Annotated in this window: 20 protein-coding genes; 10 read left to right on the top strand and 10 right to left on the bottom strand. The window is 60.4% G+C overall.

Going from position 1 to position 22,377, the window contains the following annotated elements; translation table 11 throughout:
* Positions 1 to 214: 214 nt before the first annotated feature.
* From IVA81_RS08420 to IVA81_RS08405, 4 genes are all read right to left on the bottom strand, one after another.
* Complete coding sequence (locus tag IVA81_RS08420) at positions 215 to 1,483, bottom strand: hypothetical protein (RefSeq protein WP_247314592.1); 1,269 nt, start codon at positions 1,481 to 1,483, stop codon at positions 215 to 217.
* A gap of 40 nt (positions 1,484 to 1,523) precedes the next feature.
* On the bottom strand, positions 1,524 to 2,114 hold the full coding sequence (locus IVA81_RS08415; RefSeq protein WP_247314590.1) for a hypothetical protein: 591 nt from the start codon (positions 2,112 to 2,114) through the stop codon (positions 1,524 to 1,526).
* Positions 2,115 to 2,337: 223 nt separating this feature from the next.
* Complete coding sequence (locus IVA81_RS08410) at positions 2,338 to 3,177, bottom strand: hypothetical protein (RefSeq protein ID WP_247314587.1); 840 nt, start codon at positions 3,175 to 3,177, stop codon at positions 2,338 to 2,340.
* Between the two features lie 112 nt (positions 3,178 to 3,289).
* Entirely contained in the window at positions 3,290 to 3,985 is a 696-nt protein-coding gene (locus IVA81_RS08405) for a recombinase family protein (RefSeq protein WP_247314585.1), read from the bottom strand.
* Between the two features lie 434 nt (positions 3,986 to 4,419).
* Between IVA81_RS08405 and IVA81_RS08400 the strand changes: the two genes are divergently transcribed.
* A complete protein-coding gene (locus tag IVA81_RS08400) occupies positions 4,420 to 5,760 on the top strand; it encodes a DNA methyltransferase (protein WP_247314584.1) in 1,341 nt (446 codons plus the stop codon).
* Positions 5,761 to 5,777: 17 nt separating this feature from the next.
* On the opposite strand, the gene IVA81_RS08395 is transcribed toward IVA81_RS08400, so the two are convergent.
* The 4 genes from IVA81_RS08395 to IVA81_RS08380 all read right to left on the bottom strand — a co-directional run bounded on the left by IVA81_RS08395 (position 5,778) and on the right by IVA81_RS08380 (position 11,554).
* A complete protein-coding gene (locus IVA81_RS08395; RefSeq protein ID WP_247314581.1) occupies positions 5,778 to 8,279 on the bottom strand; it encodes an ATPase domain-containing protein in 2,502 nt (833 codons plus the stop codon).
* Complete coding sequence (locus IVA81_RS08390; protein ID WP_247314579.1) at positions 8,276 to 9,145, bottom strand: hypothetical protein; 870 nt, start codon at positions 9,143 to 9,145, stop codon at positions 8,276 to 8,278. Before IVA81_RS08390 ends, IVA81_RS08395 begins: the two co-directional genes overlap by 4 nt.
* The gene (locus IVA81_RS08385) at positions 9,142 to 9,969 is read right to left on the bottom strand and encodes a hypothetical protein (RefSeq protein WP_247314578.1); all 828 of its coding nucleotides are present in this window, start codon (positions 9,967 to 9,969) and stop codon (positions 9,142 to 9,144) included. Before IVA81_RS08385 ends, IVA81_RS08390 begins: the two co-directional genes overlap by 4 nt.
* Positions 9,970 to 10,282: 313 nt before the next feature.
* The gene (locus tag IVA81_RS08380) at positions 10,283 to 11,554 is read right to left on the bottom strand and encodes an MFS transporter (protein ID WP_247314576.1); all 1,272 of its coding nucleotides are present in this window, start codon (positions 11,552 to 11,554) and stop codon (positions 10,283 to 10,285) included.
* 293 nt (positions 11,555 to 11,847) lie between these two features.
* On the opposite strand from IVA81_RS08380, the gene IVA81_RS08375 reads away from it, so the two are divergent.
* From IVA81_RS08375 to IVA81_RS08335, 9 genes are all read left to right on the top strand, one after another.
* Complete coding sequence (locus IVA81_RS08375; protein ID WP_247314574.1) at positions 11,848 to 13,170, top strand: UbiA family prenyltransferase; 1,323 nt, start codon at positions 11,848 to 11,850, stop codon at positions 13,168 to 13,170.
* 104 nt (positions 13,171 to 13,274) lie between these two features.
* The gene (locus tag IVA81_RS08370) at positions 13,275 to 13,889 is read left to right on the top strand and encodes a ribonuclease D (protein ID WP_247314572.1); all 615 of its coding nucleotides are present in this window, start codon (positions 13,275 to 13,277) and stop codon (positions 13,887 to 13,889) included.
* A gap of 135 nt (positions 13,890 to 14,024) precedes the next feature.
* The gene (lptC, locus tag IVA81_RS08365; protein WP_247314570.1) at positions 14,025 to 14,753 is read left to right on the top strand and encodes an LPS export ABC transporter periplasmic protein LptC; all 729 of its coding nucleotides are present in this window, start codon (positions 14,025 to 14,027) and stop codon (positions 14,751 to 14,753) included.
* A 5-nt stretch (positions 14,754 to 14,758) separates the two neighbouring features.
* Positions 14,759 to 15,469 (top strand): LptA/OstA family protein, encoded by a 711-nt coding sequence (locus tag IVA81_RS08360; protein WP_247314568.1) that lies wholly within the window; start codon positions 14,759 to 14,761, stop codon positions 15,467 to 15,469.
* Between the two features lie 222 nt (positions 15,470 to 15,691).
* Positions 15,692 to 16,711 carry an LPS export ABC transporter ATP-binding protein gene (gene lptB, locus IVA81_RS08355; RefSeq protein ID WP_247314566.1) on the top strand — a complete coding sequence of 340 codons (1,020 nt, stop codon included), beginning with the start codon at positions 15,692 to 15,694 and terminating at the stop codon, positions 16,709 to 16,711.
* Positions 16,712 to 16,799: 88 nt separating this feature from the next.
* Positions 16,800 to 18,431: an RNA polymerase factor sigma-54 gene (gene rpoN / locus IVA81_RS08350; RefSeq protein ID WP_247314564.1), complete on the top strand. Its 1,632-nt coding sequence runs from the start codon at positions 16,800 to 16,802 to the stop codon at positions 18,429 to 18,431.
* A 198-nt stretch (positions 18,432 to 18,629) separates the two neighbouring features.
* Positions 18,630 to 19,232 (top strand): ribosome-associated translation inhibitor RaiA, encoded by a 603-nt coding sequence (gene raiA / locus IVA81_RS08345; RefSeq protein WP_247314562.1) that lies wholly within the window; start codon positions 18,630 to 18,632, stop codon positions 19,230 to 19,232.
* 227 nt (positions 19,233 to 19,459) lie between these two features.
* On the top strand, positions 19,460 to 19,921 hold the full coding sequence (gene ptsN, locus IVA81_RS08340) for a PTS IIA-like nitrogen regulatory protein PtsN (protein WP_027514736.1): 462 nt from the start codon (positions 19,460 to 19,462) through the stop codon (positions 19,919 to 19,921).
* A gap of 117 nt (positions 19,922 to 20,038) precedes the next feature.
* Positions 20,039 to 21,151: a tetratricopeptide repeat protein gene (locus IVA81_RS08335; RefSeq protein ID WP_247314561.1), complete on the top strand. Its 1,113-nt coding sequence runs from the start codon at positions 20,039 to 20,041 to the stop codon at positions 21,149 to 21,151.
* 164 nt (positions 21,152 to 21,315) lie between these two features.
* Here the strand turns inward: IVA81_RS08335 and IVA81_RS08330 are convergent, their stop codons facing one another.
* Both IVA81_RS08330 and IVA81_RS08325 read right to left on the bottom strand, forming a co-directional pair.
* The gene (locus IVA81_RS08330; RefSeq protein ID WP_007598581.1) at positions 21,316 to 21,588 is read right to left on the bottom strand and encodes a DUF1150 domain-containing protein; all 273 of its coding nucleotides are present in this window, start codon (positions 21,586 to 21,588) and stop codon (positions 21,316 to 21,318) included.
* A 50-nt stretch (positions 21,589 to 21,638) separates the two neighbouring features.
* On the bottom strand, positions 21,639 to 22,064 hold the full coding sequence (locus IVA81_RS08325; protein ID WP_246926049.1) for an Hsp20 family protein: 426 nt from the start codon (positions 22,062 to 22,064) through the stop codon (positions 21,639 to 21,641).
* Positions 22,065 to 22,377: the final 313 nt, after the last annotated feature.

Below are 22,377 nucleotides of genomic sequence, written 5' to 3'. Positions count from 1 at the left end.
CTGGACCGACCTTGGGGGCCGCAAGCTCGGCCTTAGTGGATTGCCTTAAAGGTGGCCATGTAGGAGGGGGTGGTGTCACCCTCCCAACTTGAAGGAAACCCTTAGAGGCCCACAGAGATAAACCCACCAAGGTTGCTCCTCTAAGTTCTCTCCCCTCTCTAGCTTCCTCCTCCATTAGCGGAGGCGTAAGGGCTAATCCCGCCCTAAGCGTCTGTTATTTCGTGCAAAATTCTATCGAGACAATCGCGCAGGAAGATCCTGTGCCCATGCTGAAAGCAGCCTGCATCGCGTCGGCCGCAACGTCGGCCTTCGATTTCGCGACCAGCACCGCGTCATGAAGCGGCAGGGCGGTGACCCCGAGGCTCGCAAGATGCGTGATGATTGCGATCAGCATGTCGCTTTCGATGCGCATCAACTGAAAGCCCAGCCCGGTGCCGAACAAATCAGCGATGGGCGCATGGTGGGTGGCTAACATCTTAATGGCGTCCCGGAGTTTCGTGCCCGAGGGGAAATGTTGAAGCGTGCCCTCCGGCCAATTCCGCAACGGGCCGTCCGCGAACAACATCGCGTTCATCAGCCGTTTCCAGCCATCACGCCCGGAGCCGTCACCGGCCACATTATATATGTCGCCTTCCTTCTGCGGCTGTCCCGCCCGCACATATGCGAGGCGCGGGAAGAGCTGTCTGTAATCGACATCGGCAATTCGCTCGCCATTAATCCGAATGCGCTCAAACCGCTCGGCTCGTTCCATGCCCATCCAGAAACCGCCAGCGAGCCTGCCTCCGTGCTGCCAGTTGTCGTTATTGAAGATACGCCGAAGAGAGCGGCGATAGGGCGCGATGACTTGCCCATCCTTCCCTAAAGAGAGGCCGGCGTCCTGACCGGTCACCTCGATATCCGCGCTGCGCAGAAACTCATTGATCCGCCGCATCTGTCCCGCAAGTTGGCGTGTGTTGGCTGTCTCCCGGAAGGCAATCGTGGCCGCACGCCCGTCATCATCCTTGCCTTCCTTCAAGATGATCAGAGCGCGGTCGTCGATTTGCTTAACGCTTCGCCAATCGGGTGGTGCCAGCGGAAGATGCTGGGCGAGCGCTGTGCTTGGTCGAATGAGCGACGGCACCCGCATTCTAGCGGACAGCCTATATCCCCTTCGCTCCTCTTCGATCAGGCCAAGCGATGCAAGCCCATCTAGCGCCGATAGGAAGTGCTGGCCGTATACCGGGTTGGCGCTGCCATCGCCCCGCCAAAGAAAGCCGTGCGACCGGGGCACCGCGAGCTTGGGCCCGGACTCGATTGCGCTGAGCAGGATCAAGTTGCAGGCCAGCGCCTCAACGGCGAGGCCGAACTTTTCCTTATCCGCTTCCTTCCGCGCTCGCTTCCTCGCGCCGCTATCGGTCTCGTGGAGCAGCAGCGCATCGCGCAAACACTGGACCGCATGGGCGAGCTCATTCGTCTTGGCCCGGAGCAGTGGATCGAACCACATTATATTGGGTGATTGTGTCATGTGAGCGTGAAGCGTGTGTTCAAAGTGACCTGCCCGAACCGTCGATATGCACGCACTGCTTCACTCCGACCAGATATCTCGTGCGAATGCTGCGGCTCGCGAATTCTTGCGGACATCGATGGGCCAGGACGCCCACGACATGCTTCTCAATGACCCATTCGCAGGGCCCCTCCAGCATCCGCCCCATCTCCCGCAGAACACGCCCGGTGGACTTGGGAAAGGCGTGCATTTCGGTCCGCCGCTTCCTGCCCTGATGGTCCTCCACGACCCACACTCGGTGCGTGCCCGAGGCTAGCCGGTGAACCGCCTTGCAAATCTGGACCGTCCGAAACTCCTTTGCGCGGGGCGCCGTGGCGTCGGCCTTAATCAGAGCGGAGACGGCGAGGACGATGGAGACGATGCGCTGCGGGGGCACGCCTTCAACGCGAAGCCGCGCCAGCCCGATCCTGGCTCGCTTCGTGGCGGACATCCCTTTGAGGCGCGTCGCAATCTCCACGGGGCCAGCGTCCGCTAGGGTCCGTCCCATGTCCGCAATCGCGGCGGCGATGAACTTGTCGTTGGTTGCCCGAAGGCCGACATACGCGGTCGCTGCCGTGATGTATGGCCGCAACTCGGAAGCCTTGAAGCTAGGCCGCCAATAGGAGCCATGACGCTGCCGGTGCTCAACGTGATGGCGGCAGTGGAATGGGGCTAAACCAATCCCTGCTGCTCTCATGGTCGGTCGTCCGCAAGCCGGAATTGCACAAGTTGCCTGAAAGTCCGCCGCATGTGTGCTTGCAACGCGTCGTTTGATGAGTTGAACCCTCTTGCGCCTGATTAATTGCACTGGCGCCTCATTTCGAACGTCGAAGTTTGACAAGCGCCATGTGGCATTCGTCGGCCAGGGCAAACATCCGGGTCAGCTGCCTCTCGTACTCGCCCCGGCTTTTGCCCAGATGTTGAACGCAATCGCGACCCCGCAGCTTGATAGCGCGTTCATAATGCTCCCCCGCGGCCTTAATCGCCGCAGCTCGGCCCTTTCTACTGAAGCCGGCGGAATGCTGAGTTGATCGAGCGGAGTCATCGAGGCGCAAGGCCATTGTGCTCTTTCGATGATCATAATGATAATTCGCGTCAAACTGGCGGATACTCCGATGTACTTGCTGGCCGGGGCGAGGGTCGGAAATGATCCTTAAAACGCGGACATTCTGTCCCGCTCTTCGACCGAAGCTAACGTAGAACCTGCGATCATCCTCCCTGAGAAGTTGACCTCGCGCGTCGCGCTTCGATTTGGAGTCGTTGAATCGGAAGCTACCTCCGGCGGCGGCCAGCATTAGAAGGGCTGGCACATAGATCGGATCGAATATGCGGGGGCGCCGCCTTTCCCTCGGTCTATCGTCGTCTTTGATGACAACGAAAGCCTTAGGGCCGAAGAGGTCTTCTTTCGCGCGATCGATCTTGATGCTGAGGATTGTGCCATGCGCGATTTTAGCCACGGCTCCAAGTGCGGGCATCCGAGTGGTTCTACCGGCAAGAAAGCTCTCGACGGCTTCGAAGTACCGAAGGCACGCCTTCCAATCCGCCGCGGAAAGTGGAGCATAGATAGGATCGCCATCCTGACCGCGGCCGATGCGGCGAGGAATGTCAGTTGTATATTCAATTTCGAAAACAAACGGCTTGTTCGTCAGGCTCATATCGCTAGCTCCATTTCCAGTTAGCGACATTTTCCAGAAGCTCAGTTCGGGTAAAACACCCAAACTACCTTCCCTGTACTCAGTGGCTCTATCACTGCCTCGGGGGCAGACATTAGCCGCCCGACCGGGCCAGCCGTGCTTCTATCAACCTGACCTGAGGCCCCGACCAATTGGTGCCACCTCTTGCCGTGGGGATGCCACGTGCGGTCAATGCTCTTGCGATTGCCGTAGGCGAGGCGATCCCCTGCGCCCTCAGCTGCTTCAATACAGGGCCTAGGTCTTGTGCTCTTCTATCCGCGAGGCTCGACTGACTGTCCCTCCCCCGTCTTCTTGCCTCGCTGGATAAGCTTCCTCCTCGGTGCCCCCCGAGCCGCTGTCCCCGTGCCTTAGCTGCCGCCAGTGCTGCCTTGGTGCGTGCAGAGATGAGGCCCGCCTCTAGCTCCGCGACTGCTGCCATCTGTTGCAGCATGAAGCGCCCGGTGGGACCCTCGATGGCAGGGAGGTCAGCGAACCGCACGTCCACCCCCGCCTCCAGCAGCCGCTCTAGGAAACCCACTAAGCGGGTCAGCCGGTCCACCTTCGCGACCACGAGGGTCGCCCGGTGCAAGCGTGCTACGGTGAGTGCCTCCTCCAAGGCAGGCCTGTTGTTGCGCCGTCCGCTCTCGACCTCGGTGAACTCAGCGATGATGTTCGCGGGTCCGTCTGCAACTGACTTGGCCACAGCGGCTCTCTGAGCGTCTAGGCCCAATCCAGAGCGGCCCTGCTTAGGGGTGGATACGCGATAGTAGGCAATGAACTTGCGCTTCACGGCAATTTCCTCTCGATGGTCGCTCGCGAAAAACTTAGTCAACGAGCGTTGTCACCATATTTTTCGAGGGAATCGCCTGGCAAGAGGAGTTGAGTGAGTCAAAAGGACTCAGTGTCCGGCAGAAGCGCAGCGTTATATGCGCACGCGTGAGCCACTAAAGATGGGCCCAACGTTGGAGATTTAGGAGGGGCATGGGGGGAATCTTAAGGCCGCCGCCACAAGGTCACGTCTAAGATAAGAGACCCCATTTGAATAACTGCCGGGGCTGCCAGCCACTTTGGCTAGAGCCAATTTCCATTGAGCAGCGATAGCTCGCGATAGGTGGCCGAGTCCGGAGGACCCACAGCGTTTTACTTGCAACGATGGCTGCAAGGGCTTTTTCCCTTGCCCAACCTCGCGGGCTCGCTAAGGTTGTCCAGGGCAGGCCAAATGACATGCAAGCAATTGATAGTATTGAAATTGAGGGAAAGCTTTCGGCTCTGAGCATTTCCGGGTCGGTAGATTTATTTGAAAGCTGGCTAGGAAACCGATCGATCGCATCGATAGGAACGAATGCGGGCGCACCTGAAATTCCGTTCCAGGGGTGGAGGCATTTCAAAGAGGCTTTCCCTCCTGAGCTGATTGCTAGGGCTGTACGCGAGAGCGATATTCGTGTCGCTACCTGCCTCGACCCCTTTGGGGGCTCCGGAACGTCTGCGCTTGCTTGTCAATTTCTTGGTATTCGCCCGACGACCATTGAGGTCAATCCATATTTGAGCGACCTTATTGAAGCAAAGTTGAGCACCTACCATCTGCCCGCCCTTCGAGGCGCGTTTAATAGGTTGATCGCGAGGGTTGATGATATGGAGGTGACGGCGGCGTTGAACGAGTTCAAACGTAATGCGCCGGCCACATTTGTAGAGCCCGGTTTAGATTCGAAATTCATCTATAAGCGAGCAATCCTCAAGAGACTTTTTCAGTTTCGATTTGCAATCGATCTAGTTCGCGATGAGCAGCTTCGGCGACTGTTCAGAGTCTTGCTCGCGTCTGTGGCAATTCCTGTCAGCAACGTCACTGTCAGCGGGAAAGGACGACGCTATAGAGGCGGCTGGCGGGACCGCGTGATAAAAGTTCAAGACGTTGACCGTCTATTTTCAGAACTCGTACACGGCGCGGAGGCAGATCTTAAGCGGTTCGGAACTCGTCCCGTACGGGATTATTCGATATTGCGAGGCGACGCGCGTGCGCTCACGACCAAGTCAGAGCCCGTCGATCTTGCCGTGTTCTCTCCGCCCTATCCGAACTCGGCGGACTACACTGACGTGTATAATGTCGAACTTTGGACTCTTGGATATCTGCATTCCAAGGACAGCAATGCCGAGCTGCGAGCAAGAACTCTAAGCTCCCATGTTCAGTTACAACGCTCTTACGAGGCTCCTCCTAAGGGCTCTAAACTTCTGAGCTCTGTCTTGGCAAAGCTTCACCATCAGCGCAATGAGCTGTGGCACAGAGATATTCCTGCAATGATCGGTGCCTACTTTGCTGACATGCGCACCGTCTTGCATGCGATCTACGACCGGCTCTCGGTCCGGGGTAAGGTATTCATGGTCGTAGGTGAGAGCAGATACGCTGGCGTGAAAATTCCCACGGCCCCGATCTTGAGCGCTTTGGCAACAGAACTTGGATTCGAGGTGCTGAGCCAAGAGCCGTTCCGATCCATGAGAGTCGCCCCTCAGCAGGGAGGTAAGCCCGGTCTTGCTGAAACTCTTATTATTCTCCAAAAATCGCGCACATAGTCGCCGCGCGGGCGAAGTTAACGCCGGGAGCGGATTTCTACCATCAGCGCCTGTGAATTCCAGAAATAGGGCTGCTGTCGAATGGGCTGGGCGAGGGCGCTGACCAACTCGATGGGCGAACTAATGATTTGGTCTTCAGCGGGCTGCGAAATGTTCAGATAGAAATCCGCCGCGTTCACGATTGCTTGGAGCAGAGGCGCGATGCGGTGAGTGACTAGATTTACGTCTGCACCATAGAGCGGATTGGCGTCCATGCCCTTAACCGCGAAATGCGTGTGAGTGGTCACGACTGTGAGGCCGAGGACGCGAAAGGTTTCGTACAAAACAGGCCAGAACAGTACATTCTCCTGCAGGCGCGGAAATTGAAGAAAAACGTTATGAAGACCATCAATCAGCACGCCGTGGAAAGGAATTCCTTGAAGGTCGGCGGACTTAAGCCTTGTGACGATCTTAGAAACTAAGACCTCCGGCGTGACAAAACCCGGATAGAAAGACAAGGTCTCGACCTCGGCCTCTTGCGTTTCGAAAGACAGTTGATCTGCCGTTTGCTGAACAATCTTCTCCAGCAAGCCTTGGTAGTATTCGGGCGGATATAGAAACGAGATTACCAGGATCCGGCGCTTATTCATGCGAACGCCATCGGCGTCAAACAATCCGACGTCAGGCTCGCTGTCGTCCTCTGAGATCATTGGCGAAGCTAACAGCTTCAGGCCGAAACCAGCCTTACCGGAACTACCCTTCCCCGAGATCAGGACCTGAGATTTCTCGTAGATGCGAACGAGTGGCGGAACGTCCTTCAATGGCGTTCCGAGCCGGATTCCGGTTAGCAGCATATCGAAATAGCGGGAGCGGCGAATTGCCTGCCATCGCCATCCGGCAAATTGTTCAAGTTGAGCGGGTAACTGCGGATAGAGCTTTATGCCGTCACGCTTCGAGATATGTAGATGGTGAGCTCCCGGCCACGAGTGCTGGAGGCGGGTTTTATGAAGCACCAACTTTCGCTTGGGCTCCTGTGCGATACTGGATCTATCTTCGTGCTCCAGCGTGAGAACGACATCGACAAGGTAGTCCAGCTCCTGGAGCGCTCTTTCTCCAGTTTGAGCCGTTAAGATCATGACGAACACGCCCAGCTTGCGAAAAGCTTCTACTAGCTCTCGCATGTCACCGACTTCGTCGGATCCCTCCAAAGCCGGTCGATTAATTAGCTCGTGAACGCCGTCCAAAACAACAAAGAAGGGCGTGTAGCCTGGCGAGCGATCTTCAGTAAGATCTATGCCATTTTGTTCGGCCGTGGATTGTACGTGCTGTATGAAGTTGAAAATCTGCTCACGATTCTCTTCGGGGTCCGAGCTGTCGAGATGAATTGCTGCAAACCAGTCTGAAAACTCGCGACCAGCGAAACTTGAGGTGCGGGCGATGAATGGCGGCGTGAGCGTAAGGATACGCTGAGCGAGATCGCGTGGATCTTCTTCGCATGATAGATAGCAAGTGCGCGTTCCTAGCGGGGCGAGTGCGGTGGCAATCCCCAGCGCCAGACTTGTTTTGCCGGTGCCCGATGCGCCTGATACGCGAGCGACGACACCTCTTGCCTTCGAAAGACGCAGTCCGCCTGCAAAGATAGCGTCAGCACCGGGGATAGGGATCGGGATTCCATCGAGCAAGTTCATCAAGGACGATGCAGATGGCAGTCGCTCGATGTTGTCGATAAAGCGAACCTCGAATGTCATCCCATCAGCGGGTGCTAGCTCTTTCCCAGCCACATAACTATCACGGCCCCAAATAGGAAATTCGTGCGATCTCTTCGAAGTATATGTCGAAGAATTTGGCGCAAAAGAATAGTAAGCCATGCCGAGAGAGGCGAGCAAATGGCCGACGACTACGTCGGTTTGATCCGCCAGATAGAAGGTGTCTCCGTTGCTGCGATAGGCTTCAGCCTTATGCAACGAGCCCGCGACGCGCTCGAAGCCGATTATTTCCTTTATCTGGTCTTCGGCAGATCCTTCTTGCCGGCGCCGCACAGGCCAGCCCAAGCTAAGTGAAAAAATCTCAGCGCGAATGATTGCGTGCGCATAAGCATCGCTAGTGAGAAATTCCGGCGACGTTAACATCCGTCTTAGAAAGTAGAGTGGAGAAAAGAGTAGTTGCCTCGGCCGATTAAAACTATCCGTGCCATCGGTCTCGACGGCATAAAGACTGTGAAACACGGCTTCTTCGTTAAAGTCATTCGCAAGTAGCAAGTATGGTCGGGTGATCACCGCCCGTCGCTTGCTGTCACTTCGTGTGCGACGAACACTTCCGTAAGGCCCCTGAGCGAGGTGTGGATCATTAAAGGTCGCGAGTCGACCAAGCCCAGAGAAGCAATCGCTCACAGATTCAACAAAATGATCATTCTCCCATTCAGTAGGAAGCGTCTCAGTAAATAACCGAGCTGCAGCGAACCATCCATCAAGGATGATGTTCGACGCCTTGCCGAACGGCGTGAAGCCTAAGAAGGCGTCTGAGCCTAGGCGGGGCCTCATGGATGATTTCCGTAGGCCGCCTGAATATTTTTTTGATTCCTCAAGTCGGACATGCCGGCTGACAACACGTCCTTAAACACGCGGTCCATGCTGTGCGACGCACGCGCCCCTCGGGCTGCAGAGCGGGTCAAGCGTGAAAATCGGCCGAACTTCTTTTGGGGCGCCTGTTGATCTTCTAAGTTCGGGTTCTGCTCAACAAGCGGGTTGATGTTGAAAGACTTATTTACGATTGCAGCGAGCTTTGCTTTGCCCGCCGCGTCCGGGATCGCGTGGGTTATCCGGACAATGGCTCGATTGAAGTCATCGCCCAACAAGCGAAACAGGAATGGCAAGCGACGGATGATATCTCGCCAAGTGAATTGTGCTGCCCCTTGGCTCGCCTGTTGTTCGAGGAGCGCAACGATGTGATCGGGCATCCCCTTCAGGGAGGAGACGACAAGATCGACCCAGAGCGGACGATGCTCGGAATAGAGCGTGCGCTCTTCATCCAACCGACGACGCACTAACGTACCACCCAAAGCCCTAACGACTAAGAAAGCTTGGAATCGCGCAAGGCCATCCGAAGGTTCTTTTTGTTGATCAAGAACCCGCATTACAGCGGTCGAAAGTGTGGCTGATTTGATCTTTGCGCCTTCAACGATCAATCGCAAGGCTTCCCACGCCCTCTCGCCGGCAGGCTGGACGTTCGGCAAGATTTGCAGAAGGGAAGCCTCCAAGAGATCTTTGGGTATTTGCCCGTCGACGAGAGTCGCCAACAGCACGTCCAGTTTGGAGAAGCCTTTTGGGTCCTCCACCCCAGCCACGTGATCGTTGATGGCGACTTGGATCGTCATGGTCAGATTGTTTTTCCGTTCTTTGGCCATCACGAGACTTTGCTCTTAAAGCGTACGAATTCCGACGACACCTCTCGTAACATAGGTGTTTCCGCTACGATTTCATCGAACGCTCCCGAACAACCAACGGGGCGATGAGGATGAGGGACAGTCTTGCCGCCGGGTGACCAGTAGTGCAGGGCGGCCTCGAAGCCCGCATCAAAGACGGTCGGTTGGCTTGCGTTGGTGACGCAAGAAGCCGGCACGCGAAATCCGATGCAGTCCAGGCTTGCGGAGGGCGGGGTTCTACCGGGAAGATTCGCACAAACCGGCAGCCCAAGATTCCAGGGTAAGCATTCGACGTCACACAGGAAAGGATCTTGGGCGGGAGGGTCTGTCCGAAAAAGCCAAGCAATTCTTCGTGCGAGACTTATGCGCTGACCCTGCCCATTGACGATCTCTTCGGTAAACCACTCCGATGCCAATTCGTTATCAACCTTGGTCAGCTCACCGGCCAAGCCCTGGAACAACGACGCTACCTCCGCCGGATCGATACTAAGCTCTCGTGCAACGTGAGCAATTGTTCTCTGCTCCGGCTTTACGTGACCCAACAACTCACCCGGTGACAACGCGACGCTGCCTCCAGCAAGAGGATTGCGCTCACAATGTGCATCGAACTCGGCAATCATGCTGGCTTCGCCCGCAGCCTCGCATGCATCTAAGAGGTTATTTCTTAGCAATTCGGGGGATAGGTCCCTCTGGATTTTATCATAGATAATCTCGGGTAAATGGTCCGGCCGCACGTGAAGCGCCATTATCCGTTTCTCTCCCCAGCCTGCGCAACACGCATAACGTGCATCGGATGTGCTGTCTATCATCGGCGTCCATATCCCCACCGCCCTCGCTTCGAAATGACCTTTCAAACTGGGGAGGCGGGCTAAACGCCTTGATGGAGAAAATTGCTTGGATGCGGGGAAAGCTTGTCACGAAGCTGTGTAACATGCTAAAGGCCGGTAACGGTTAAGTCGTTGATAACACGGTCGTAAATTTTTGGCCGATGCAATCCTTTCCTGGGCACCATTTTGCAAGTTTTGACGCAAAATGGGGCCGCTTCCGATCAGTCGAGATGGCCACCGGCGATCCATGCATCGACGCGGCTATGGTCCCCTGGTGAGCAGGTCGGCCCGCCCCTCACACCACCCGCTTCCCCGCGCGCTCCCGCACCGCCTTCTGCACAAAATACATCATCACCAGCGTGACGATCGTCGTCGTGACGACGACGTAGCCGATCCGGTCGAAATGGATCAGCGAGCCGTCGGGCCCTTGCGCGATGATCGCGCCGGCGAGCACCGAGCCGAGGCCGCCGGAGAGCTGCTGGAGCGAGGCGCTGACCGCGCTGAATGATCCGCGCTGGGTGGAATCGGGGATTGCCGACATCAGGGCCTGCGACGGGATCATCCGTGAAAAGATGCCGACGAACATCAGCACGTTGACGGTGATCGCGGTCACGAGCGAGACGGGGCCGAGATGGGTGTAGATCAGCACCATGACCACGGTCATCACGCAGCCGAAGACGAAGGTCGGGTATTTGCCGAACGCATCGCTCGCCCTGCCGACCAGCGGCCCCGTGACGATGCTGAACAGGCCGGAGACGAGGTAGATCGTCGGCAGATGCGTGAGGTCGATGCCGAGATTGTGCACGGTGAAGGCGCTGGAGAACGGCATCAGCATGTATCCGCCGGTCGCCAGCAATGTCGTGACGGCAAAGGCCAGCGTGTAGCGCGGCTCACCGATCGTCGCGACCAGGTGGCGGAACGGGTTTCTGTCCTGCCTCAGCTTCAGATGCGCATCGACCGGCTCCATCGCGAAGGCGATGATGATGATCGCCGCGATCGACACGATGACGATCGCGATGAAGCAGACATGCCAGCTCCAGTGATTGGCGAGAAACAGCCCGGCCGGAATGCCGAGCACCTGGCTCGCGGCGAAGGCCGTCTGGATGAAGCCCATCACGCGGCCGCGCAAATGCAGCGCGAACAAATCGGTGACGATGGCCAGCACGACCGAGCCGATCACGCCGCCGAACAATCCGGTCACGATCCGGCCGAGCAGCAGCACGTGGTAGTTCGGCGCCGCGGCGCAGAGCATGGTGCCGAGCGTGAAGCCGACATAGAAGAACAGCAGCAGGCGCTTGCGATCGAAGCGATCGGCAAAGCCGGCGGCCAGCACCCCCGAAATGCCCGCACTGAACGCGTAGGCCGACACCGCGACGCCGAATTGCCCCGCCGTGATGTCGAGCGCGGGCATCAGGATGGCGCCGAGCGGCGACATGATGATGAAGTCGAGGATGATCGTGAACTGCGTGAACGCGAGCAGCGCAATGAGAAGCGCCTGGTAGCGCGAGAAGCCGCGCGGGCGCTCCGATGGATCGTCGATAGGCGCAGCGAGCGTCTGTTCGGTCATGGGTCTCGATTTCGTCGGAAGCGGGGAGGAAACTGGCAGATGGGGTGGGCAGGGACGATTTTCACGGGGCGCACGGCGCAGATCGTGCCGGAATGTGAGGGCGGCGCGAGGTTGTGGGATCCCTGCAACAGCCGGGCAGACCGATTGGGCCCGGCGCTCACCCGCTTTTCCCTGCTACGGCTGAATTAAGCCGCCCTTAGCGAATGCCTCCTAGGCTCGCGGCCGTCCATTTCCCTGCTCCCCGGCCATCCCTTTGGGCCGGTCAGTTTGCGGCAAGTCAGAGCGTTTTTCGGATGGAGCAGCCTGCCCGGCAGTATGATTCTGGCGCGTCCACGCCGTCGGCAACGGCGGTGGCTGTGCGGACGCTCGTCATCGATCTCGAAGGCGCGCTGTTGCGCTCCGAGCTGCTGATGGAAGCGCTCTTCAGCCGGCCCGCCCTCATGCTCGCCCGCTTCGGTGCCGGCGGGCGACCGGGCATGGCGGCGCTCACCGACATCCTGGCGCGGGCCGAGATCGACTACGCCCATCTGCCCTATGATTCCGACCTGCTGAACCGGGCGCTGGCGGCGCGGGCGCGGGGCGAGAAGATCTACTTGGTCGCGCATCGTTTCGCCGAGCATGCCGCCGGTATCGCGACGCATCTCGGCTTCGACGGCGTGGTGACGCCGGCCGACCTCGCTGCGGGCAGCCTGCCGTTCGATCGTGCCTCCATCGACCACGTCGAAAATCGCGACAGAAGCAGAGCCGGCTTCAAGACCTGGGCGAAAGCGCTGCGCGTCTATCAATACGCCAAGAACACGCTGGTGTTCGTGCCTGTCATCACCGCGCATCAGCTGAACCTTGCCAGCTTCGGCTCCGCGCTGCTGGCGTTCCTGGCGTTCTCGGCCTGCGCGTCCGGCGCCTATCTGATGAACGATCTTCTCGATCTTTCGGCCGACCGGCAGCATCCGACCAAGCGCCATCGCGCGCTCGCGGCCGGCGACTTGCCGATCTCGTCCGCGCTGCTTGCGATCCCCGCGCTGTGGCTGTTCGCGGTCGCCGCCTCCCTCTGCATCTCGCCGCTGTTCCTCGGCGTGCTCGGGGGCTATCTCGCCACCACGATCGCCTATTCGCTCGTGCTCAAGCGCAAGATGCTGGTCGACATCGTCACGCTCGCCGGTCTCTACACGCTTCGAATCGTGGCCGGCGCGGTCGGCGTCGGCGTGGTGCTGTCGGAATGGCTGCTGATCTTCTCGCTGTTCGTGTTCACCTCGCTGGCGCTGATCAAGCGCTTCAGCGAGCTCAGCATGCGCGAGAGCGCGGGCCTTGCCGATCCTTCCAACCGCGACTATCGCGTCACCGATCTGCATGTCATCGCCGCGATGGCGGCGGCGAGCGCGATGAACGCGGTGACCGTGTTCTCGCTCTACGTCTCCTCGAGCGCGGTCACGCCGCTGTACAGCCGGCCCTGGATGCTGTGGCTGCTCAACCCGCTGCTGCTCTACTGGTTCGGCCGCGCCCTGATGATGGCGCATCGCCGCGAGATGCCGGATGATCCGATTCTCTACACCTTCCGCGACGGCGCCAGCCGCATCACGGTCGCGGCGATGATCTGCATCATGCTGGCGGCAATCTGACCGAACCCCGTGCTTGCGCGGCTCGCCGGCAATGGCTACATCGCGGGCAATCCGAATTCGTTATTGTGCCGACGCACCGATCCGACCCGAGGTTTTGAAACGCCATGACCGTACGCCTGCATCGCGGCGACCTGCCGGACCTGTCCCGCTACACCGGAGCGGTGGCGATCGATACCGAGACCATGGGGCTGAACCCGCACCGTGACCGGCTCTGCGTGGTGCAGCTCTCGCCAGGCGACGGCAGCGCCGACGTGGTGCAGATCCCCAAGGGGCACACCGACGCGCCGAACCTGAAGGCGCTGCTGGCCAATCCTGAGATCACCAAGATCTTCCACTTTGCGCGGTTCGACGTCGCGGTGCTGTACCAGACTTTTGGCGTCATGACCGGGCCGATCTACTGCACCAAGATCGCCTCCCGCCTGATCCGCACCTATACCGACCGCCATGGCCTCAAGGACCTCGTGCGCGAGGTGCTCAATGTCGACCTCTCCAAGCAGCAGCAGTCAAGCGACTGGGGATCCGACAGCCTGACCGAGCCGCAGCTCGCCTATGCCGCCTCCGACGTGCTGCATCTGCATGCCCTCCGCGAGCGGCTCGACGCCATGCTGGTGCGGGAAGGCCGTACTCAGCTGGCCAAGGCCTGTTTCGATTTCCTGCCGACCCGTGCCCTGCTCGATCTCCAGGGCTGGGAGGAAGAGGACATTTTCGCGCACTCCTGAGCCCTCTTGGACGGAGTTGTCGCCCCGTTTCGGACACTTTCGTAACAGCCTGTCGCGGGCTGCATATTTTGGCGCCGCCGGGTACAATGGGGCGCCCTTCAACCGGAACAGGCGAGCGACACCTCAGGAACCCAGGTGAATTCGGCCCACAATCCCACCTACGACGCCGCGCTTGCGGCGAAGTTCGCCAGCGCGGCGCGCCACAGCCGCCTGGTGCGGATTCTGCGCGTCTCGGTGCCGGCGATGGTGGTCGTGGCCATGGCCGTGATCATCTACATCGCGTTCTTCAACAAATTCCGGATTCCGGAGCTGCCGCTCACCGTCGAAAACATGGTGGTGTCGGGCACCAAGATCACCATGGAGTCGCCGCATCTGGCCGGCTTCACGCCGGACCAGCGCCCCTACGAGCTCTGGGCCAAGACCGCGACCCAGGACATCACCGACCCGGATCACGTCGATCTCAAGGACCTGCGCGCGAAAGTGCTGATGGAGGATCAATCCACCCTGTTCCTCGATGCCCGCACCGGCCGCTTCGACAACAAGCAGCAGCAGCTCGATCTGCACAAGGACATCTTCCTGCGCACCTCCACCGGCTATGAGGCGCGGCTGAACTCTGCCTTCGTCGACATGAACAAGGGCACGGTCTCCTCGGACGAGCATGTCGACGTCAAGTTGACCAACGGCACGCTGACCGCTGACCGCTTACGCATCACCGAAGGCGGCGACGTCATCCGCTTCGAGGGCAATGTGGTGATGCATCTGGACAAGCTGGAGGAGCCCGCCGCCGCGCAGCCTGCACCACCCGAGCCCGCGCCGCCGGCGAAGACACGTACGCCTCAGAACAAATCTGCCAACTCAAGATGATTTTCATGACCAAGCCTTTTTCGCGCAGCGACAACAAGCGGTGCGCCATCATCAGCGCGGCTGCACTTGCGGTCGGTATCGCGCTGGTCGCTGGCGGTGCGGCCATCGCGCAGAGCACGATGCAGGGCGTGCCCAACGCGATGCAGGGCTTTTCGCAGAACCGCGACCAGCCGATCCAGATCGAAGCCGCCTCGCTCGAGATGCGCGACAAGAAGAAGGAGGCGACCTTCGCCGGCAATGTGAAGGTCGTGCAGGGCGACACCACCATGACCTCGAAGACGCTGGTGGTGTTTTACGACTCGGGCGCGGACAAGCCCGCGACGCCGCAGCCGGCGGCGAAGGGCGCGAAGTCGGCGCCGATGCAGTCGGCGCAGCCGGGTCCGGGCGGCAGTTCCTCGATCAAGCGGCTGGAGGCGCGCGGCAACGTCGTGGTCACCCAGAAGGATCAGGTGGTAACCGGCGAGACCGCCGTGTTCGATACCAGAACCAATCTCATCACCATGCTCGGCGGTGGCGGCCAGGTGGTTCTGACGCAGTGCAAGAACGTGCTGCGCGGCGACCGTTTGATGGTCGACATGACGACCGGCGTGTCGCGGGTGGAATCCGACAACGGCCGGGTTCAGGCCCTGCTGCCGCAGGGCGGCAACGATTGCGGTTCGGGCAAGCCCGGCGGGGCGCCGCCCTTGCAATTGCCTGGTGCAAGTAAACCAAAATGAATTCAACAACTTGGTTCGGATGCTCCCGAACCGAGGTTGAAGCTTGGCCGGCGAGACTGTATCTAGCGCGCAGGGCTATCGAAGCGGGGTCCGCCGCTTTTCGGGCGTGTTTCACTGGGCATGAGACATCCCTTCACTCATGCTGCGTCGGCGAATCGAAAGGCCGGTGCGGCAGATCGCGCGAATTCGCGCAGGATCGTCGCGAAAGGCTAAAAGGCGGGGATGGTCGATCTCTTCAGCATGTTCCGTCGGCGCCCCGCCAAGCGCGGCCGGCCAGGATTTGCGCGTCAGGACATCACCGCGCTCAATGACAGCGTCGGCGGGCTCGTGACCAGCCCGATCCGGGACGCGCCGCCGATGGCCCGTGACCAGGCGTTGCATGCGCCCGACCAGTTCCAGGGTGATTACCAGGACGACTATCAAGCCGACTACCAAGCCGAGCCGCGTCCGCAGGCTGTTCACCCCGTCAGGGCTGCCGGCAGGCCCAATGGCGCGGGGGCGCCGCAGCTCCTGAAGCGGCCGGGCTTTCTGGCCGTGCATAGCGTGGAAAAGGCCTTCGGCAGCCGCCAGGTGGTGCGCGGCGTCAGCATCTATGTGCGCCGCGGTGAAGCGGTCGGCCTGCTTGGTCCGAACGGCGCCGGCAAGACCACCGTGTTCTACATGATCACCGGGCTGATCAAGGCCGATCGCGGCGCGATCGAGCTCGACGGCCACGATGTCACGAAACTCCCGATGTATCAGCGCGCGCGGCTCGGGATCGGCTATCTGCCGCAGGAAGCCTCGATTTTCCGCGGCCTCACCGTCGAGCAGAACATCCGTGCCGTGCTCGAAGTGGTCGAGCCCTCGCGCAAGAAGCGCGAGCAGCAGCTCGACTCCCTGCTCGATGAATTCAATATCACGCGGCTGCGCAAATCGCCGTCGATCGCGCTCTCCGGCGGCGAGCGGCGCCGCGTCGAGATCGCGCGTGCGCTGGCGACACGTCCGAACTACATGCTGCTCGACGAGCCCTTCGCCGGCATCGACCCGATCGCCGTCGGCGACATCCAGGACCTCGTCCGCCATCTCACCAATCGCGGCATCGGCGTGCTCATCACCGACCACAACGTCCGCGAGACGCTCGGCCTCACCGATCGCGCCTACATCGTCTATGCCGGCGAAATCTTGACCGAGGGGAGTCCGGATGAGATCGTCGCCGATCCGGACGTGCGCCGCCTTTACCTTGGCGAGGAATTCCGCCTCTAGCCGTTTTTGCGTTCGTCAAGACGTGTACATCGGGCCTGGACTAGGATAAGCAAAAATCGGACCAACTTTTTGGATCGGTTCTTGCTTCATGGCGCTTACGCAGAGATTAGAGTTCCGGCAATCGCAGTCGCTGGTCATGACGCCGCAGTTGATGCAGGCGATCAAGCTGCTGCAATTGTCCAATCTCGATCTCACGACGTTCGTGGAAGAGGAGCTCGAGCGTAACCCCCTGCTGGAACGGGCCAATGACGAGGCCCCCGCGGGCGAGACCCCCACTGATGCCGGTCAGTACGGCGATGGCGACGAGGCCGGCGGCCAAGGTGACGGTCAGGGTGACGACGGCTTTGGCGGCAGTGCGGAAGGCTTCGAGCCGGGCCAGGAAGAATGGATGAGCAAGGATCTCGGCACCCGCGCCGAGATCGAGCAGACACTGGACACGGGCCTGGACAACGTCTTCTCCGAGGAGCCGGCCGAGGCTGCGGCGCGCAACGCCCAGGACGCCGCGCCGACCACCTATACCGAATGGGGCGGCGGCGCCTCCGGCGATGAGGACTACAATCTCGAAGCCTTCGTCGCCGCGGAGTTGACCCTGTCGGACCATCTCGCCGAGCAGCTCTCGGTCGCCTTCACTGGTCCTGCGCAGCGCATGATCGGCCAGTACCTGATCGACCTCGTCGACGAGGCCGGCTATCTGCCGGGTGATCTCGGCCAGGCCGCCGAGCGCCTTGGCGCATCGCAAGCCGACGTCGAGGGCGTCCTTGCCGTGCTGCAAAAATTCGATCCGCCCGGCGTCTGCGCGCGATCTCTCAGCGAATGCCTTGCGATCCAGCTCCGCGAGCTCGACCGCTATGATCCCGCAATGCAGGCCCTGGTCGAGCATCTCGATCTCCTCGCCAAGCGCGACATCGTGGCCTTGCGCAAGATCTGCGGCGTCGACGACGAGGACATCGCCGACATGATCGGCGAGATCCGCCGCCTCAATCCCAAGCCCGGCATGAAGTTCGGCTCGGCGCGTCTGCAGACCATGGTGCCTGATGTCTATGTCCGCCCAGGTCCTGACGGCGGCTGGCATGTCGAGCTCAACAGCGACACCTTGCCGCGCGTGCTGGTCAATCAGACTTACTATTCCCAGCTGTCGAAGAAGATCGGCAAGGATGGCGACAAGTCCTATTTCACCGACGCGCTTCAGAACGCGACCTGGCTGGTGCGCGCGCTCGACCAGCGCGCCCGCACCATCCTGAAGGTTGCAACCGAGATCGTGCGCCAGCAGGACGGCTTCTTCACCCACGGCGTGGCGCACCTGCGGCCGCTCAATCTGAAGGCCGTCGCCGACGCCATTCAGATGCATGAATCCACGGTGTCGCGCGTCACCGCCAACAAATACATGGCGACAAATCGCGGCACATTCGAGTTGAAATATTTCTTCACGGCCTCGATCGCCTCCGCCGACGGCGGCGAGGCGCATTCTGCCGAAGCCGTTCGCCATCACATCAAGCAGCTGATCGATTCGGAAGCGCCCGCGGCGATCCTGTCGGACGATACCATCGTGGAACGCTTGCGCGCCTCGGGCATTGATATTGCCCGCCGCACGGTCGCGAAGTACCGCGAAGCCATGCGCATACCCTCTTCGGTGCAACGCCGCCGCGACAAGCAGAGCGCTCTTGGTAACGTCCTCTCCACCGCCTTGTCCGATCGTTCCCGCAATCCCGAACCGGCCTGATTGCGCTGGCGCGAAATCGCGCTACTCTCGGCTCCCCTTTGCAACCGATCCAGGCACGCGCATGATCCGGAAAAGTGCACAGCGGTTTCCTCTCCCGACAAACGCGGAAAGGGTTCGTGGGGAGATCATGCGCAGGGAACGACTTCAACTGCGATGATTCGTCGTCGCAGCTGAGGAGCAAACCAAGCGAGGCATCCCATGACTCTTCGGATTTCGGGCAAGAGCATCAGCGTCGGTGAGGCCCTGCGCGGCCGCGTCGCCGACCGCACCGACGAGGTGCTGCGCAAATATTTCGACGGCAATTATTCCGGCCACATCACGCTCAGCAAGGACGGCTTCGGCTTCCGCACCGATTGCGCCCTGCATCTCGATTCGGGAATCACGCTGGAAGCCGATTCGAACGCGCCGGATGCCTATGCCAGCGCCGACCAGGCGCTGGTAATGATCGAGAAGCGGCTGCGTCGCTACAAGAATCGCCTCAAGGACCGCTCCGCCCGCAAGGCCCATGTCGCCTCCGAGGCGATGGCTGCGCTCGATGCGACGAGCTACGTGCTGGAGGCTCCGGAGGGCGAGGACGAGGTCACCGGCTACAGCCCCGTTATCATCGCCGAGGCGACCACCTCGCTAAGGCCGCTGTCGGTCAGCGAGGCGGTCATGGAACTCGATCTCAGCGGAGCGCCTTGCCTGGTCTTCCAGCATGGCTCGTCGGGCCGGGTGAACATCATTTACCGCCGGGCGGACGGCAATGTGGGCTGGATCGATCCGCCGGGGGCCAAGGTGGACGGCAAGGCGGGCGGCTAGGCCGAGGCGGGGGTCCGTACGATCCCGGCCCTTAACAATGACCGTGGCAAAGCCGCACGCGGGAGTTGGCACCGGGATTGCGTTGGAGTAGAAGCCCCCCACATCTGGACTTGGCAGGACCTTGGCTAAGTCCCCCTCCTGCTTCATGTTATTGACGCCGGCTCAGCTTGGTCTATCAAGCTGGCCAAATCGGAACCTGACGGTTTAATTCACCTCGGAAAGCCTCCATGCCGATTACCGATCTGGTCGCACCCGAGGCGATTCTCCCGGCATTGAAGGTCAACAGCAAGAAGCAGGCCTTGCAGGAGCTTGCGGCCAAGGCCGCCGAGCTGACCGGCCAGAACGAGCGCTCCGTGTTCGAGGTGCTGCTGCAGCGGGAGAAGCTCGGCACCACAGCGGTCGGCTACGGCGTTGCCATTCCGCACGGCAAGCTGCCCAAGCTCGAAAAGATCTTTGGCCTGTTCGCACGGCTCGACCGCCCGATCGATTTCGAATCGATGGACGGCCAACCGGTCGATCTGGTCTTCCTGCTGCTCGCCCCCGAAGGCGCCGGCGCCGATCACCTCAAGGCGCTCGCCCGCATCGCCCGCCTCCTGCGCGACCAGGACATCGCCAAAAAACTCCGCGCCTCGCGCGATGCCCAGGCGATCTATTCGGTGCTGGCCCTGCCGCCGGCGACCGCGGCGTAAGGCCTCCCGCCCGTTCGAACCCACCCCGCAACGTCTGCGACTTAATTTCACGGCCGGGCGCTGTCGATCGGATTCCGCACGCGTCCGGCAGGGATTCGGCGCAGGAATTTTCAACACATGATTTGCGGTTCGATCGGCCGGGTTTTCGGTCTGCTTTGCTCGGTCACGATCGCTGTGACGGCCGTGGCGCATGCTGACGAGGCATCCAACGATCGCGTCATCGCTGAGAAGACCGCGATCATCGCGGCGGAGCCGGCGAATGCGGCGGCTTACGAGCTGCGGGGAGAAGCCTACTATCTCAAGCGGGACTGGAATCGCGCCTTCGACGATTGCAGCGCTGCGATCCGGATCGACCCGAACTTCGGGCGTGCCTATCATTGCCGCGGCCGCGCCTATTCCGCCAAAGGCGACCGCGATCGCGCGATGGCCGACTACAACGAGGCCATCCGCCTCGATCCCGACTATGGCGCGCCCTACACCTCGCGCGCCGAGGAATATTTTAACCACCGCGATTTCGATCTCGCGATCGCCGGCTTCACCGAGGCCATCGAACGCAGCCCCAAGCAGGCCTACCGTGCGCTCATGATGCGCGGGCAGGTCTATGCGGTGAAGGGCGCCGCCGATCGCGCCGCCGCCGATTACACCGAGGCGATGCAGCGGAATCCAGCCGCTGCCTGGCCCTACGAACTGCGAAGCAACATTCGTCTCAACAAGGGCGAGATCGATGCAGCCCTGGAAGACTGCGACAGCGCCGTTCGTCTCGAGCCCGGAAGTGCCGGCGGCCATTATTGCCGGGCCATTGTGTTCCTGAACAAGGATGACACCGACGGCACCATCCGGGAGTTGGATGACGTCACGAGAATCACGCCGTCTTTCCAGAAGGCCTATCGCGTTCGCGCCGTTGTCCTGCACAGGAAGGGCGACGATAAACGGGCCCTTGCCGATTTCGACGAAGCGATTCGGCTACAGCCGCGAGATTCGCAGGTCTATACCGATCGCGCCGGCGTGTTTCGCGACCTCGGACAGCACGATCGCGCGCTCGCCGACTACAACGAGGCGCTTCGGCTCGATCCCAACAACCAGGATGTCCTGGTCAATCGCGGCCTTCTCTACATGATGATGTCCGATGCCAAGCATGCGCGCGCCGACTTCAACAGCGTGCTCGCACTGCCGCCGACCGACAAATGGGCCGTGGACACGGCGCGTGAAGGGCTCGGATTTGTGAAGTGATGTGCGAGACAGTGGTGAATCCATCCGCGAAGGCATTCTGGATTGCTTCGTCGCTTCGCTCCTCGCAATGACGGCGCGGCAACATCATCGCCCAAAATGAAAACGGGCACGCCTTCCTGCGAAGGCATGCCCGCCAAAACCCTATTCGTGCGACGTGCGCGTCCTCAGTGCACGCTCACCGCTTGCAGCTCGTTGCTCCAGGCGTTGGCGATCGCGGCTTCGCGGCTGTCGGTCAGCATGATCGGCGTGCCGTCGGCGGCGTGGAGCGCGAAGAGCTTGAGGCCCGGCGCGATTTTCGGCGCTTCGGGAAACAGGCCCGGCACATCCTCGGAACGGATCTGCTTCACATAGGCGATATGACCTTCGCCGAGGGTTGCCAGCGTCTCGGGCGAGACATTCTTGGCTTCGTATTCGAACGCAACGTGACCTTCACTCATGGTCTCGACTCCTCTGGAACACTAAGCGGTCGAGTCCGCTACTCGTTCCATTATTCGTGCTCATTGATAGCGATTGTCTTAACGATCCTCTCCGGTTCAGGCCGGGCAAGATCGACCGACAACAGCCCGTTCTTCAGATCCGCACCCAGCACCAGCATCCCCTCCGCCAGCACGAAGGTGCGCTGGAAGTGGCGCGCGGCGATGCCGCGATGGATGTATTGCCGGGACTTGTCGTCCTGCTGCCGCCCGCGGATCACGAGCTGGTTTTCCTCAATGGTTACATCGAGTTGGTCGCGCGTGAATCCTGCGACCGCCAGCGTGATTCGTAAGCGCTCGGGCTGGCCGTCCGCGCCGCCGCACCTCTCGATATTGTAGGGAGGATAACCGTCGGCGCCTTTGACGACCCGATCGAGCACGCGCTCGATCTCGTCGAAGCCCAGAAGGAACGGACTGGAGAGCGTTGGAACACGAGACATAGTTTACAAAGTCCTCTCGAAGCGACTTTGGTGCATCAGGGCCCGCAAGCGGCACCCCTTGGTCAGCAATATGGGCATGTTCCCATGTTGGTTCAAGCAGGTAGCGGGAGACTGCACAGGCGTCATTCCCACATGTGATCCGATTTGCTTTCATCCAATCGCTTCCACATCGTCATGGCCGGGCTTGTCCCGGCCATCCACGATCTTTCTTACGCACGAAGAACGTGGATGCCCGGGACAAGCCCGGGCATGACGAATTTGGGGCGCGATTTATCCCAACGAAAACAAGGCCCTTCTACTGTGCATGGGGTTG

The sequence above is a fragment of the Bradyrhizobium sp. 141 genome, assembly GCF_023074055.1.
GTDB lineage: Bacteria > Pseudomonadota > Alphaproteobacteria > Rhizobiales > Xanthobacteraceae > Bradyrhizobium.
The sequence above is the reverse complement of the archived record's forward strand: the minus strand, read 5'-3'. Positions and strand labels throughout refer to the sequence as shown.